Annotated in this window: 11 protein-coding genes, 1 tRNA gene and 2 riboswitches; of the genes, 10 read left to right on the top strand and 2 right to left on the bottom strand. The window is 69.5% G+C overall.

The annotated features are described in order from the left end of the window. Positions 1-6: 6 nt before the first annotated feature. Both Bsp3421_RS30460 and Bsp3421_RS30455 read left to right on the top strand, forming a co-directional pair. On the top strand, positions 7-489 hold the full coding sequence (locus Bsp3421_RS30460) for a DUF2778 domain-containing protein (RefSeq protein ID WP_274000238.1): 483 nt from the start codon (positions 7-9) through the stop codon (positions 487-489). After that, entirely contained in the window at positions 486-770 is a 285-nt protein-coding gene (locus tag Bsp3421_RS30455) for a hypothetical protein (RefSeq protein WP_274000237.1), read from the top strand. Before Bsp3421_RS30460 ends, Bsp3421_RS30455 begins: the two co-directional genes overlap by 4 nt. Positions 771-921: 151 nt before the next feature. Here Bsp3421_RS30455 and Bsp3421_RS30450 read toward each other — a convergent pair. Further along, a tRNA-Arg gene (locus tag Bsp3421_RS30450) sits at positions 922-997 on the bottom strand. Positions 998-1,249: 252 nt separating this feature from the next. On the opposite strand from Bsp3421_RS30450, the gene Bsp3421_RS30445 reads away from it, so the two are divergent. After that, positions 1,250-2,155 carry a c-type cytochrome gene (locus Bsp3421_RS30445; RefSeq protein WP_274000236.1) on the top strand — a complete coding sequence of 302 codons (906 nt, stop codon included), beginning with the start codon at positions 1,250-1,252 and terminating at the stop codon, positions 2,153-2,155. Positions 2,156-2,232: 77 nt separating this feature from the next. Here Bsp3421_RS30445 and Bsp3421_RS30440 read toward each other — a convergent pair whose 3' ends face one another. Beyond that, entirely contained in the window at positions 2,233-4,320 is a 2,088-nt protein-coding gene (locus Bsp3421_RS30440) for a UvrD-helicase domain-containing protein (RefSeq protein ID WP_274000235.1), read from the bottom strand. A 250-nt stretch (positions 4,321-4,570) separates the two neighbouring features. Between Bsp3421_RS30440 and Bsp3421_RS30435 the strand changes: the two genes are divergently transcribed. The 7 genes from Bsp3421_RS30435 (at position 4,571) to Bsp3421_RS30405 (ending at position 13,378) form a co-directional block, all read left to right on the top strand. Then, positions 4,571-5,305: an SGNH/GDSL hydrolase family protein gene (locus Bsp3421_RS30435; RefSeq protein WP_274000232.1), complete on the top strand. Its 735-nt coding sequence runs from the start codon at positions 4,571-4,573 to the stop codon at positions 5,303-5,305. A 191-nt stretch (positions 5,306-5,496) separates the two neighbouring features. Continuing rightward, positions 5,497-6,549 carry an oxidoreductase gene (locus Bsp3421_RS30430; protein WP_274000229.1) on the top strand — a complete coding sequence of 351 codons (1,053 nt, stop codon included), beginning with the start codon at positions 5,497-5,499 and terminating at the stop codon, positions 6,547-6,549. Positions 6,550-6,710: 161 nt separating this feature from the next. After that, entirely contained in the window at positions 6,711-7,070 is a 360-nt protein-coding gene (locus Bsp3421_RS30425; RefSeq protein ID WP_274000227.1) for a hypothetical protein, read from the top strand. A 113-nt stretch (positions 7,071-7,183) separates the two neighbouring features. Beyond that, a riboswitch (glycine riboswitch) is annotated at positions 7,184-7,284 on the top strand. Between the two features lie 35 nt (positions 7,285-7,319). Continuing rightward, positions 7,320-7,445: riboswitch (glycine riboswitch) on the top strand. An 89-nt stretch (positions 7,446-7,534) separates the two neighbouring features. Continuing rightward, complete coding sequence (gene gcvT, locus Bsp3421_RS30420; RefSeq protein ID WP_274000226.1) at positions 7,535-8,653, top strand: glycine cleavage system aminomethyltransferase GcvT; 1,119 nt, start codon at positions 7,535-7,537, stop codon at positions 8,651-8,653. A gap of 64 nt (positions 8,654-8,717) precedes the next feature. Continuing rightward, positions 8,718-9,098, top strand: a complete 381-nt coding sequence (gene gcvH, locus Bsp3421_RS30415) for a glycine cleavage system protein GcvH (RefSeq protein WP_274000224.1) — start codon at positions 8,718-8,720, stop codon at positions 9,096-9,098. A 96-nt stretch (positions 9,099-9,194) separates the two neighbouring features. Then, complete coding sequence (gene gcvP, locus Bsp3421_RS30410) at positions 9,195-12,125, top strand: aminomethyl-transferring glycine dehydrogenase (protein ID WP_274000223.1); 2,931 nt, start codon at positions 9,195-9,197, stop codon at positions 12,123-12,125. A gap of 128 nt (positions 12,126-12,253) precedes the next feature. Then, positions 12,254-13,378, top strand: coding sequence for an alginate lyase family protein (locus tag Bsp3421_RS30405; RefSeq protein ID WP_274000220.1), 1,125 nt, complete (start codon positions 12,254-12,256; stop codon positions 13,376-13,378). Positions 13,379-13,399: the final 21 nt, after the last annotated feature.

Below are 13,399 nucleotides of genomic sequence, written 5' to 3'. Positions count from 1 at the left end.
CCACATATGCCAGTGGAATGCACGTTCACCCTGAACAGGCACAATCTGTCGGTGCTGAATTGCCCCGGCTTCGGCGGTGTCCCCGCGTTCTCTGGAAACGGCCGATACGTCAACGACCCGAACTCGACGGCCGTTCAGGACAAAGGCCCTCTCCCAACCGGCACCTACTATATCGTCGACCGGCAAAGCGGCGGCCATCTCGGTTGGCTGTACGACGCGGCGAAGGACCTCTCACTCCACACGCATCGGGCGGACTGGTTTGCGCTCTATCGCAACGACGGGAAAATCGACGACTGGACGACCATCAACGGCATCCGCCGCGGCCATTTCCGGCTGCATCCGGTCGGCCGCCTTGGCGAAAGTGACGGCTGTATCACACTATCGAGCCGAGCCCAGTTCGACCGGCTGCGGGCATTCCTGAAAGCTCAACCTGCATTCCAGGTACCGGGCACGACACTCAAAGCATATGGAAAGGTGACGGTTCGATGAAACTGATCGGTCGCATCGTGCTTGCGCTGCTGCTCACGCTGCCAGTTCAAGCTGCCATCACGTCCCTCCCGTGGATGGAACATTGGTTCGGCAACGGCGGAGAAGGTTGGAACGTCATGGCGCCGCTGTTTCGCGCACTGGGATCTGTGGGCGGCGAACAGAACGAAGACATTTTCGTTGGCGCCCTGTTGCTCGTCAGCTTTGCAATCGCGTTTTTGCTGTCGCTTCCCTTGATCAGCTTGCTGGCGCGGTTCCGTCGGCCGCCCAAACACCAGCAATAGCGCGCAAATGGGAGACGCAGCCCGCACAGGTCAGGTCATCGGGCTGTGCCGCGACATCGAAACCGCCGATGCTCGCAGCCGGCCAGCTGAAATTGCGCTGCAGCAGGGAAAAACGAGGAAATAGCGAAACCGCTGGAAGCCTTGTCAGACTTGGCGCGCCCGGCTGGGATCGAACCAGCAACCCCTGCCTTCGGAGGGCAGTACTCTATCCATTGAGCTACGGGCGCTTCGGAGACGCAGCGCTACGGCCCTAAAAAACCGCGGCACTGGCAAGACGGCAAGGATACCCGGTTTCCACCCAAGCGTCCACCATCGGCCGCGGCGCCCCGCCCGGCCTGCCTCCGTGCGGGTAAACACACGCCATTCGATCGCTCCCCACCATGTAAACGTTCCGTCTATAATCGTCCGTGCTTCATCGATCAGCCATTCTGCCATTGCCGCACCCGCTCACAATTCCTATTCACGGAGACGAGGCAAGCATGAGCGAAGCACCCCACGAAGCACCGATCAAAACCACTGGGCAACTCATCGCGGTTGTCGTCGCCTCATTCGCGATCCCGATCGCGATCATCGTCCTGCTCGCCAACTACGCCAACCACGCGTTCCGCATCGGCGCGGGCACCGACGGGCTCACCGACGAGGCCGTCGCGCAGCGCATCGCGCCGATCGCGCAGGTCGACATCAAGGACGCCAACGCGCCGCGCGTCTACAAGACCGGCGAGGAAGTCTACAAGGCGGTCTGCGTGACCTGTCACGGCACCGGCGCGGCCGGCGCGCCGAAGTTCGGCAACGCCGGCGACTGGGCCCCGCGCATCGCGCAGGGCTACGACACGCTGCTGCACGTCGCGCTGACCGGCAAGGGCGCGATGCCGCCGCGCGGCGGCACGAGCCCCGACGACTACAGCGACTTCGAGATCGCCCGCGCGGTCGTCTACATGGCCAACAACGACGGCGCGAAGTTCGCCGATCCCGCCGAACCGTCCGCCAACGCCGCCCCGGCGGCCGCCTCGGGCGCGGCCGCCCCCGCCGGCGCCTCGGGCGTACCGGACGCCGCCGGCGCCGCCAATGTCCAGGCCGCCGCGGCGATGGCCGCGATCGCCGCGCTCCCCAAGCCGGGCGCCGCCCCGGCTCTCGCCAGCGCCGACGCGTCGGCCGGCAAGGCGCTCTACGAATCGACCTGCCAGTCCTGCCACGCGAGCGGCCTGCTGAACGCGCCGAAGTTCGGCAACAAGGACGACTGGGCGCCGCGCCTCAAGGATTCGATGGACACCGTCTACAACTACGCGCTGCACGGCAAGGGCGCGATGCCGCCGAAGGGCGGCTCGACCGCGTCGGACGCCGACGTGAAGGCCGCCGTCGACTACATGGTCAAGGCCGTGAAGTAAGCGTCGCGCCCGCGTAAAAAACCCCGCGTCTGCAGCGCGCAGCGCGGGGTTTTTCATGGCACGGCCTGCAGGCCGGCCTATTTCTGCAGCAGCGCCTTCAGGCTCGCCAGCCGGTCCTTCGGCGACATCGGCGCTTCCTCGGCCGTCGGCGGCGGCGCCTCGTCGAGCCCCATCTCCGACACGAAGCGCGACACCTCGCACACCACGGTCTCGCGCGCCCGCTTGCGCTTCTTGCACCAGTTCAGGTGCAGGCTGCGCTGCGCGCGCGTGATCGCCACGTACATCAGGCGGCGCTCCTCCTCGATCCGCTCGTCGTCGACCGGCCCGTCGTCGGCGCCGCCGCGGTGCGGCATGATGCCTTCCTCCACGCCGACCAGGAACACGTGCGGATATTCGAGCCCCTTCGACGCATGCACGGTCGACAGGCGCACCGCGTCCGGATCCTCTTCCTTGCCTTCGAGCATCGACATCAGCGCGACGGTCTGGATCAGGCCGAGCAGGTTCTTGCCGGTGTCGGCCAGCCCGTCGGCGTTGTCGAAGCCGGTCGCCTCGCCGTCGACGGCCTCCGCGGCCTCGGGCTTGGTGCCCTTGCGCTTCAGCCATTCGAGGAATTCCAGCACGTTCTGCCACTTGCTCTGCGCCTGACGCTCGTCGTACGCGTCGTACAGGTAGGCCTCGTAGTGGATCGCCTCCATCATGTCGTCAAGCACGACGGTGGCCGGGTCCTTGTCCGCGCGCTCGGTGAGCCGCTGGATGAAATCGCAGAACATCCGCAGCGGCTCGATCTGGCGCGCCGACAGCCGCGCCTCGATGCCGCCCATGTACACCGCCTCGAACAGCGACACCTTGGCCTGCCCCGCGAACGCGCCGAGCGCCTCGAGCGTGGTGTTGCCGATGCCGCGGCGCGGCGTCGTGACCGCGCGGATGAACGCGGGATCGTCGTCGGCGTTCGCGATCAGGCGTAGGTAGGCGCACAGATCCTTGATCTCGGCCTTGTCGAAGAACGACTGGCCGCCCGACAGCACGTACGGGATCCGCTCGCGCCGCAGCACCTGCTCGAAGATGCGCGCCTGGAAATTGCCGCGATACAGGATCGCGTAGTCGCGGAACTGCGTGCGGCGCTCGAACTTGTGCGCGGACAGCCGGAACACCACCGATTCGGCCTCGTGCTCCTCGTCGTTGCACGGCGTGACGGTGATCGAATCGCCCATGCCGTGCTCGGACCACAGCTTCTTCTCGAACAGCTTCGGGTTGTTCGCGATCACGTTGTTCGCGGCGGTCAGGATCCGCACCGTCGAACGGTAGTTCTGTTCGAGCTTGATCACGTGCAGCTTCGGGAAATCCTTGCCGAGCTGGGCCAGGTTCTCGAGCGTCGCGCCGCGCCAGCCGTAGATCGCCTGGTCGTCGTCGCCGACCGCCGTGAACGCCGCGCGCGGGCCGGCCAGCTGCTTCAGCAGCTCGTACTGGCAGGCGTTGGTGTCCTGGTATTCGTCGATCAGCAGGTAGCGCAGCTTGTTCTGCCAGCGGTCTCGCACCTGTTCGTTGCGCGCGAACAGCTCGGCCGGCAGCCGGATCAGGTCGTCGAAGTCGACCGCCTGGTACGCATGCAGCGTCGCCACGTAGTTGCGATACACGAGCGCCGCCTGATGCTCGTCCTCGTTCGCGGCGAGCGTCATCGCCTCGTCCGGCATCACGAGCCCGTTCTTCCACAGCGAGATGATGCTCTGGATCTTGCGGATCAGGCCCTTGTCGGTCGTGCCGAGTTGCTCCTGGATCATGCCGAAGCAGTCGTCCGAATCCATGATCGAGAACTGCGGCTTGAGCCCTACGTGCTCCGCCTCCTGGCGCAGGATCTGCACGCCGAGCGAGTGGAACGTGCACACGGTCAGCTGGTTGACCGGCACCTTGCGGCCTTCCTTGCCCGGCGTGGTGAGCGTCTTGCCCTCGAGCAGCTTCGAGACGCGCTCGCGCATTTCGGCCGCGGCCTTGTTCGTGAACGTGACGGCGGCGATGTGGCGCGGCTCGAAGCCCTTGGCCTCGATCAGGTGCGCGATCTTCTGCGTGATGACGCGCGTCTTGCCGCTGCCCGCGCCGGCGAGCACGAGACAGGGACCGTCGAGATAGCGCACCGCTTCGTTCTGGGCGGGATTGAGACCTGCGGACATGATGGCGGATGGTGTTGCGGTTGACTCGGCGGAGAAGCCGAAGGGATGCCGCGGCGAATCGGCGCGCGGGACCGGCATGTTAACACGGCGGCGGGCCGGCTTCCCGCGCACGCCGCGGCGCAAGGCCGGGCGGCGCCGCCACGCCGCCGGCCCGGCGCGCGCGCCGGTTTGTTAGCATGCGCTCGTCATGCGGCGGGCGGCGCCCCGCTCCCCGTCGCACCCGATCGACCGCTCAAGGAAACCACGCCGAATGGGCTACCAGTTCGCCACCGTCGCGCTCGGCCCCCTGCTGCTCGCCCAGGGCCGCCATGTCCGCCGCGTCACGCCGCGCCTCGCGGAAGCCGCCGGCCCGCGAGAAGGGGTCGCCGGCGACGGGCCGCCGCTGCGCGTGCTCGTGCTCGGCGATTCCGCCGCGGCCGGCGTCGGTGTGACGACGCAGCGGCAGGCCTTCGCCGGCCAGCTGGTCGACGCGCTCGCGCCGTCGCACCGCGTCGCCTGGAAGCTGCTCGCACGCACCGGCGCCACCACCCGGGACCTGCTCGACTGGCTCGCCGCCGAGCCGCCCACCCCCTTCGACGTCGCGGTGACCTCGCTCGGCGTCAACGACGTCACCGACGGCGTCGCGCCCGCGCGCTGGCTGCACCGGCAGGCCGCGCTCGTGCAGCTGCTGCAGACGCGCTTCGAGGTGGCGCACGTGTTCCTGTCCGCGGTGCCGCCGATGGGCCGCTTCCCCGCGCTGCCCCAGCCGCTGCGCTGGTATCTGGGCCTGCGCGCGCAACGGCTCGACGCGGCGCTCGCCGCCTGGGCGGCGGGTCAGGCCGGCTGCGAGCACGTCCCGTTCGGCTTCCCGCTCGAACCGGGCCTGATGGCGTCCGACGACTTCCATCCGGGAGCGTCCGCCTGCGCGACCTGGGGCCGGCAGGCGGCGGCCGCCGTCACGCGCCGGCTGAGCCGCGCGACGCCCACGCCCACGCCCGCGTACTGAACGTACCGAACCGCGGGCCGGCCTGCGCGCCGCTTCGCGCACGGCCCGAACCGACGCGCGCGTCGCCCCTGTCCGTCCGGCCGATGCGCCCTCCGGCGCGCGTCGCGCCATGCCACAATAGCCCCTCGTCGCGGGCCGCCACGCGCCGCGCCAGCCGCCTTCCCCGTTTCGCTCGCAGACAGGATTTGCCCATGTCGTCATTGCTGAAGATTGGTCTCGTCGGTTTCGGTTTCGCCGGCGCGACGTTCCACGCGCCGGTGATCGCGCAGTGCGGCCGCGCGCTGCTCGCCGCGATCGCCACCAGCCAGCCCGCGGCCGCGCAGGCCGCGTATCCCGAAGCCGCCGTCGTGCCCGACCTCGATGCGCTCCTCGCGCACTCCGGGATCGATTGCATCGTGATCGCCACCCCGAACGACACGCACTTCGCGCTGGCCAGGCGCGCGCTCGAGGCCGGCCGTCATGTGGTGGTCGACAAGCCGGTCACGCTGAGCGCGGCCGACGCGGTCATGCTCGCGCGGCTCGCCGCCGAGCGCGGCGTGGTGTTCGCGCCGTTCCACAACCGCCGCTGGGACGGCGACTTCCTGACCGTGCGCGCACTCGTCGACAGCGGCGAACTGGGCCGCATCACCTACTTCGAGTCGCACTTCGACCGGTTCCGCCCGCAGGTGCGCCAGCGCTGGCGCGAGGACGTCCAGCGCGGCGGCGGCCTGCTGTTCGACCTCGGCCCGCACCTGATCGACCAGGCGCTCGCGCTGTTCGGCCCGCCCGAGACCGTCTCGGCGACCGTGAAGACCCGCCGCGACCAGGGCAGCGCGCCCGACTTCGCGCACCTGCAGCTCGGCTATCCCGACAAGGACGTGGTGTTGCACGCCAGCGCGCTCGCCGCGATCGAGCCGGCCCGCTTCACCGTGCTCGGCACGCGCGGCGGCTACCAGAAGTACGGCCTCGACACCCAGGAGGATCAATTGAAGGCGGGCCTCACGCCCGGCGACGTCGAGTTCGGCGGCGGCAATCCGCCCGGCGTGCTGCGCGGGCTCGCGGGCGAGATCGAGACCGAGCGCCCGGTGCCGACGCTCGACGGCCAGTACGCGGAGTTCTACCGCGCGCTCGCCGCGTCGATCCAGGACGGCGCGCCGTTCCCGGTCACGCCGCAGGACGCGGTCGACGTGCTGACGATCATCGAGCTGGCCGAGCGCAGCGAACGCGAGGGGCGACGCCTGCCGTTCATGCGCGCGGCGTCCTGAAAGCCCGCCGGAAAGCCCGCCGAAAGGCCCGCGGCCGCGAACCTGACGATTCGTCAGCCATGCGGCCCTCGTTACAAACATTTGCAGCGCGCCGGTCATCGGCGCGCGCCGCTGGCGCGTTCTTCCACTGCCCATCCGGCACCGACAAACAGGAGAATGCAATGCAACGGTTGATTCGTGCGGCGGCGTGCCTCGCGCTCGCTTCCTCGCTCGCGGCGTGCGTGGTCGCGCCCCGCCCGCACCGCCCGCCGCCGCCGCCGCGTCCGAATCCGCAAGCGGCCGCCTATGAGCGCATGCAGCAGATTCAAGGCCGCATCGACAACCTCAGCCGCCGCATCGACGCGCGCGTGAACGCGGGCTACTATCCGCCGCCCCAGGGCGGCGCGCTGCACCGCCGGCTCGACGTGATCCGCCAGGAATCGAACGACATGTCGGCCCAGCATGGCGGCGGTCTGTCCGGCGACGAGCAGCGCGTGCTGAACCAGGAACTCGACACGGCCGCGCGCGCGATCGGCGAGTAAGTCCCATACGGCCCCGCGGGCCGACGGGCGCCCGCGCCGGCGCACCGTCGCTTGTCGCCAAACGACACCCATTTGGTCAAATTGACAAGCCCGACGGCCTCGCGTACATTCGCCCGCACGCGTCGGGAGAGCGCGTGACCGCCGTTTCCAGGCCGGTCGCGCCGCCGAAGGGGCATACCCGCAAACTCTCAGGCAAAAGGACCGACCGCGTCGAAAAACCCGCTTGGCCGCAGTTCGATCGAGCGCTGTTTTTCGCACTCTGGAGAGCGGCAGTAGCCGGCTGAACGCCCGGCAAGCTGCCCACCGAAGGGGCGCGCGCCCGCCGGCTCATGGCCGCGGCGCAATCTCTCAGGTATCGAGGACAGAGGGGCATGCAACGCATCGCGCAGCCACGTCGGCCGCCGCGTTTCGTCGCATCGCCGTTTTGTTCCTGCGCCCGCGCCGGCGCACTGCCCGAGGCCTCGATGACCGTACTCAAACACACCCCGCTCCACGCCGCGCATGCTGCGCTCAACGCCCGCATGGTCGACTTCGGCGGCTGGGACATGCCCGTCAACTACGGTTCGCAGATCGACGAGCATCAGGCCGTCCGCACCGACGCCGGCATGTTCGACGTGTCGCACATGTGCGTGGTCGACTTCACCGGCGCGCGCGTGCGCGCCTTCTTCGAGCACGCGCTCGCGAACAACGTCGCGAAGCTCCAGACGCCCGGCAAGGCGCTCTACTCGTGCCTGCTCAACCCGCAGGGCGGCGTGATCGACGACCTGATCGTCTATTACTTCACCGAAGACTTCTTCCGCGTGGTCGTCAACGCCGGCACGGCGGACAAGGATCTCGCCTGGTTCGGCCAACTCAACGCCGAAGGCGGCTACGGCCTCGTGATCACGCCGCGCCGCGACCTGTCGATCGTCGCGGTGCAGGGCCCGAACGCCCGCGCGAAAGCCTGGGACACCGTGCCCGCCGCGCGCAGCGCGACGAGCGAGCTGAAGCCGTTCAACGCCGCCCGCGTGGCGGAAACGCCGTTCGGCGAACTGACCATCGCGCGCACCGGCTACACCGGCGAAGACGGCTTCGAGATCATCGTGCCCGCCGCCCACGTCGACGCGCTGTGGGCCGCGCTGAACGCAAACGGCGTGCGCCCCTGCGGCCTCGGCGCGCGCGACACGCTGCGCCTCGAAGCCGGCATGAACCTGTACGGGCAGGACATGGACGACACCGTGTCGCCGCTCGACGCCGGCCTCGCCTGGACGGTCGACCTCGCCGCGCCGCGCGCCTTCGTCGGCCGCGCCGCGCTCGAAGCCGACGGCACGCGCGCCGCGTTCGTCGGCCTGATCCTGCAAAAGGAGAACGGCAAGGCGGGCGGCGTGCTGCGCGCCCACCAGAAGGTCGTCACCGCGCACGGCGACGGCGAGATCACGAGCGGCACCTTCTCCCCGTCGATGCAGGAATCGATCGCCTTCGCGCGAGTGCCCGCCGGCGTCGCGATCGGCGACACCGTGCACGTCCTGATTCGCGACAAACAGCTTCCCGCGCGCGTGGTAAAACTGCCGTTCGTGCGCAACGGCAAGGTGCTCGCCGCGTGAGCGGCCGTCCGCGGCGCCCGACCCTAATCAAGAACATTCAACGAATCAACACCAGGAGCATTCCATGAGCAACGTCCCGGCCGACCTGAAGTACACCGACGAACACGAGTGGATCCGTACCGAAGCTGACGGCACGCTGACGATCGGCATCACCGATCACGCGCAGAACACGCTCGGCGACATCGTCTTCCTCGAACTGCCGCCCGTCGGCAAGCACGTGAAGGCGGGCGACGCGATCGGCGTCGTCGAATCGGTGAAAGCCGCCTCGGACATCTACTCGCCGGTCTCGGGCGAGGTGGTCGCGATCAACGCGGACGCCACCGACACCCCCGAGGAAGTCAACAGCGATCCGTACGACGTCTGGCTGTTCAAGATCAAGCTGGCGGCCGACGCCAACACGAACGGCCTGCTCGACGCGGCAGCCTACAAGAAGCTGGTCGACTAACCCTCCCACCCACGTCGCGGCGCCCGCCCCGCGCCCAGCCAGGGGCAGGCGCCGCGAGAGACCAGGGCCCGTCGCCCTGGTCGACACAGGATCGCCATGAAGCTCGAACACCCGGACCGCCTGATGAACCGCACGTCCCTCTCGCTCACCGCGCTCGAAACGCACGATGCGTTCGCCGAGCGCCACATCGGCCCCGACGCCGCCAGCCAGCAGGCGATGCTCGACACGCTCGGCTTCGCGTCGCGCGCCGCGCTGATCGACGCCGTGATCCCGGCCTCGATCCGTCGCGCCGAAGCGCTGCCGCTCGGCCCGTTCGCGCAGCCGAAGAGCGAAGCGGAAGCGCTCGCCGCGCTGCGCGCGCTCGCGGACCGCAACCAGGTGTTCCGCTCCTACATCGGCCAGGGCTACTACAACGCGCACACGCCCGCGGTGATCCTGCGCAACGTGCTCGAAAACCCGGCCTGGTACACCGCCTACACGCCGTACCAGCCGGAAATCTCGCAAGGCCGCCTCGAAGCGCTGCTGAACTTCCAGCAGATGGTCACCGACCTCACGGGCCTCGCGGTCTCGAATGCATCGCTGCTCGACGAGGCGACCGCCGCCGCCGAGGCGATGACGCTGCTGCAACGCGTCGGCAAGCCGGCCTCGAACGTGTTCTACGTCGCCGACGACGTGCTGCCGCAGACGCTCGAGGTGATCCGCACCCGCGCGCAGCCGATCGGCATCGAGGTCAAGACGGGCCCCGCCGCCGACGCCGCGCAGGCGAACGCGTTCGGCGTGCTGCTGCAATATCCGGGCGTCAACGGCGACGTGCGCGACTACCGCGCGCTCGCCGAGGCGATCCATGCGGCGGGCGGCCACGTGGTGGTCGCCGCCGACCTGCTCGCGCTGACCGTGCTCGCGCCGCCCGGCGAATGGGGCGCGGACGTCGCGGTCGGCAACACCCAGCGCTTCGGCGTGCCGGTCGGCTTCGGCGGCCCGCATGCCGCGTACCTCGCGGTGCGCGACGAATTCAAGCGCCAGATGCCGGGCCGGCTGGTCGGCGTGACCGTCGACGCGCAGGGCAAGCCCGCGCTGCGCCTCGCGCTGCAGACGCGCGAACAGCACATCCGCCGCGAGAAGGCGACCTCCAACGTGTGCACCGCGCAGGCGCTGCTCGCGATCATGGCGAGCATGTACGCGGTCTACCACGGCCCGCACGGCCTGCGCACGATCGCGCTGCGCGTGAACCGGATCGCCGCGCTGCTCGCGGCCGGCCTGCGCCAGCTCGGCTACCCGCCCGTCAACGACAGCTTCTTCGACACGCTCACGATCGACACCGGCGCCCGCACGGCCGAGGTGCACGAAGCCGCGCGCGCGCGCCGCATCAACCTGCGTCGCGTGAACGCGACCCAGGTCGGCGTGTCGATCGACGAAACCACCACGCGCGGCGACCTCGCCGACCTGCTCGCGGTGTTCGCGCAGGTGGCGGGCGCGGGCGCGGCGCCCGACGTCGACGCGCTCGACGCGGGCCTGCCCGGCAGCCCGGCGCTGCCGGCCGGCCTGCTGCGCGACAGCGCCTACCTGACGCACCCGGTGTTCAACCGCCACCATTCGGAAACGGAGCTGCTGCGCTACCTGCGCAGCCTGTCCGACAAGGACCTCGCGCTCGACCGCTCGATGATCCCGCTCGGCTCGTGCACGATGAAGCTGAACGCGACCTCGGAAATGCTGCCCGTGACCTGGCCCGAGTTCGGCCAGATCCACCCGTTCGCGCCGGCCGAGCAGACCGTCGGCTACCGCGAGCTGATCGACCAGCTCGAGCAGATGCTGGTGGCCGCGACCGGTTACGCGGCGGTGTCGCTGCAGCCGAACGCCGGCTCGCAGGGCGAGTACGCGGGCCTCCTGATCATCCACGCGTACCATGCGTCGCGCGGCGAAGGCCACCGCAACGTGTGCCTGATCCCGGCGTCCGCGCACGGCACGAACCCGGCGTCGGCGCAGATGGCCGGCATGCAGGTCGTGGTGGTCGCCTGCGACGCGCAGGGCAACGTCGATGTCGCCGACCTGAAGGCGAAGGCCGGGCAGCATGCGGCGAACCTCGCGGCGATCATGATCACCTACCCGTCGACCCACGGCGTGTTCGAGCAGAACGTGCGCGAGATCTGCGAGATCGTGCATGCGCACGGCGGCCAGGTCTACGTCGACGGCGCGAACATGAACGCGATGGTCGGCCTCACGGCGCCCGGCCAGTTCGGCGGCGACGTCTCGCACCTGAACCTGCACAAGACCTTCTGCATCCCGCACGGCGGCGGCGGCCCGGGCGTCGGCCCGGTCGCGGTCGGCGCGCACCTCGCGCGCTTCCTGCCGAACCAGCGTTCGAGCGGCTACACGCGCGACGAACAGGGCATCGGCGCGGTGTCGGCCGCGCCGTACGGCTCGGCGTCGATCCTGCCGATCTCGTGGATGTACATCGCGATGATGGGCGCGAAGAACCTGACCGCCGCCACCGAGACCGCGATCCTCAACGCGAACTACATCGCGAGGCAACTCGCGCCGCACTACCCGGTGCTGTACTCGGGCCCGGGCGGGCTGGTCGCGCACGAGTGCATCCTCGACCTGCGGCCGATCAAGGAATCGAGCGGCATCACCGTCGACGACGTGGCGAAGCGCCTGATGGACTACGGCTTCCACGCGCCGACGATGAGCTTCCCGGTGCCGGGCACGCTGATGGTCGAGCCGACCGAATCGGAAGCCAAGGAAGAGCTGGACCGCTTCATCGCCGCGATGATCGCGATCCGCGACGAGATCCGCGCGGTCGAGGAAGGTCGCGCGGACCGCGAGGACAACCCGCTGCGCCATGCGCCGCACACGGCCGCCGTCGTCACCGCGAACGACTGGCCGCATGCGTACTCGCGCGAGGCGGCGGCCTATCCGGTCGCGTCGCTGACGGCCAACAAGTACTGGCCGCCCGTCGGGCGCGCGGACAACGTCTATGGCGACCGCAATCTGTTCTGCTCGTGCGTGCCGATGTCGGACTACGCCTGACGTCCCGTTTGCGCCCCGCACCGCGCTGACACACCGCACGCCCCCCCCGGGTGGCGTGCGGTTTTCGCGTTCGCGCGCAAGTCCGGCTAACATCTCACACCGCGATCCAGCCAACGAAGGAGTTCCGCATGGTGCGTATGAGATTTCCGGGCAACGCATGGGCGCTGCCGCGACGGGCGGGCGCCCGGGCGCTGGCCCGGGCCCTGTGCGCGTGCGTCGCGTTCGCGGCCGCCGGCCCCGCGCGCGCCGCGATGAATTTCTGTGCCGCGCCCGCGCTGCAAAGCAACGAGACGACCTCGGCGGAGCCCGGGGTGCAGGCGCTGATCCGCGGCGTCGACGCGCGCCTGGGCGACCTGCCGAAGGCGCTGCCGCGCGTGCACACCGAGGGCACGCTGCCGGGCGAAGGCATCCACGACCAGAGCGAAGAGGCGCTGAAGGACCTCGAACTGATGCGCAACGCGGCGCTCGCGTGGCGCGTGACGAACCAGAGCCGCTACCTGGCGCTCGTCGACCGCTTCCTGTCGGCGTGGGTGAAAACCTACCAGCCGAGCTTCAACCCGATCGACGAGACCCGTTTCGAGAGCCTGATCCTCGCCTACGACATGACCGCGAGCGTGCTGCCGGTGAAGACCCGCAACGCGACCGCGGCGTTCATCGCGAAGCTCGGCAACGGCTATGTGCAGCAGGTCGATGCGCAGAAGCGCCCGCTCGCGGGCACCTGGCGCAACAACTGGCAGAGCCACCGGATCAAGCTGATCGCGCTGTCGGCGTTCACGCTCGGCGACCGGCGCATGATGAACGCCGCGCAGCGGCTGTTCGCCGAGCATCTCGCCGACAACCTGAAGCCGGACGGCACGACCTTCGACTTCGAGGAGCGCGACGCGCTGCACTACGCGGTCTACGACCTGCAGCCGCTCGTGACGGCCGCGCTCGCGGCGCGCCGCTTCAACCGCAACTGGCTGCGCGAGCGCGCGGCCGGCGGGGCGTCCCTCGCGACCGCGCTGAACTGGCTCGAACCGTACGCGCGCGGCGAGAAGACCCACGAGGAATTCGTCAATTCGCCTGTGCCGTTCGACGCGAAGCGCCGTGAAGCGGGCCTGCCCGGCTACTCGGGCCAATGGGATCCGAAGAACGCCACCGAACTGTTTTACCTCGCTGCGCGGCTCGACGGCCGCTACCTGAGCGTCGCGCAGCAGTTGTCCCCCACGACGCCCGCCTGGCTCGCCATGTGCCTGCCCTTGCCGGCGCGTTGATACTTATATTGCATGACAGGA

The sequence above is a fragment of the Burkholderia sp. FERM BP-3421 genome (assembly GCF_028657905.1).
Taxonomy (GTDB): domain Bacteria; phylum Pseudomonadota; class Gammaproteobacteria; order Burkholderiales; family Burkholderiaceae; genus Burkholderia.
This window is presented reverse-complemented; position numbering and strand designations above follow the sequence as displayed.

Excerpts from the sequence above, each read along its gene's own strand:
- Bsp3421_RS30460 (WP_274000238.1), top strand. The coding sequence starts at position 7 with ATGCCAGTGGAATGCACGTTCACCCTGAACAGGCACAATCTGTCGGTG.
- Bsp3421_RS30455 (WP_274000237.1), top strand. The coding sequence starts at position 486 with ATGAAACTGATCGGTCGCATCGTGCTTGCGCTGCTGCTCACGCTGCCA.
- Bsp3421_RS30445 (WP_274000236.1), top strand. The coding sequence starts at position 1,250 with ATGAGCGAAGCACCCCACGAAGCACCGATCAAAACCACTGGGCAACTC.
- Bsp3421_RS30440 (WP_274000235.1), bottom strand. The coding sequence starts at position 4,320 with ATGTCCGCAGGTCTCAATCCCGCCCAGAACGAAGCGGTGCGCTATCTC.
- Bsp3421_RS30435 (WP_274000232.1), top strand. The coding sequence starts at position 4,571 with ATGGGCTACCAGTTCGCCACCGTCGCGCTCGGCCCCCTGCTGCTCGCC.
- Bsp3421_RS30430 (WP_274000229.1), top strand. The coding sequence starts at position 5,497 with ATGTCGTCATTGCTGAAGATTGGTCTCGTCGGTTTCGGTTTCGCCGGC.
- Bsp3421_RS30425 (WP_274000227.1), top strand. The coding sequence starts at position 6,711 with ATGCAACGGTTGATTCGTGCGGCGGCGTGCCTCGCGCTCGCTTCCTCG.
- gcvT (WP_274000226.1), top strand. The coding sequence starts at position 7,535 with ATGACCGTACTCAAACACACCCCGCTCCACGCCGCGCATGCTGCGCTC.
- gcvH (WP_274000224.1), top strand. The coding sequence starts at position 8,718 with ATGAGCAACGTCCCGGCCGACCTGAAGTACACCGACGAACACGAGTGG.
- gcvP (WP_274000223.1), top strand. The coding sequence starts at position 9,195 with ATGAAGCTCGAACACCCGGACCGCCTGATGAACCGCACGTCCCTCTCG.
- Bsp3421_RS30405 (WP_274000220.1), top strand. The coding sequence starts at position 12,254 with ATGGTGCGTATGAGATTTCCGGGCAACGCATGGGCGCTGCCGCGACGG.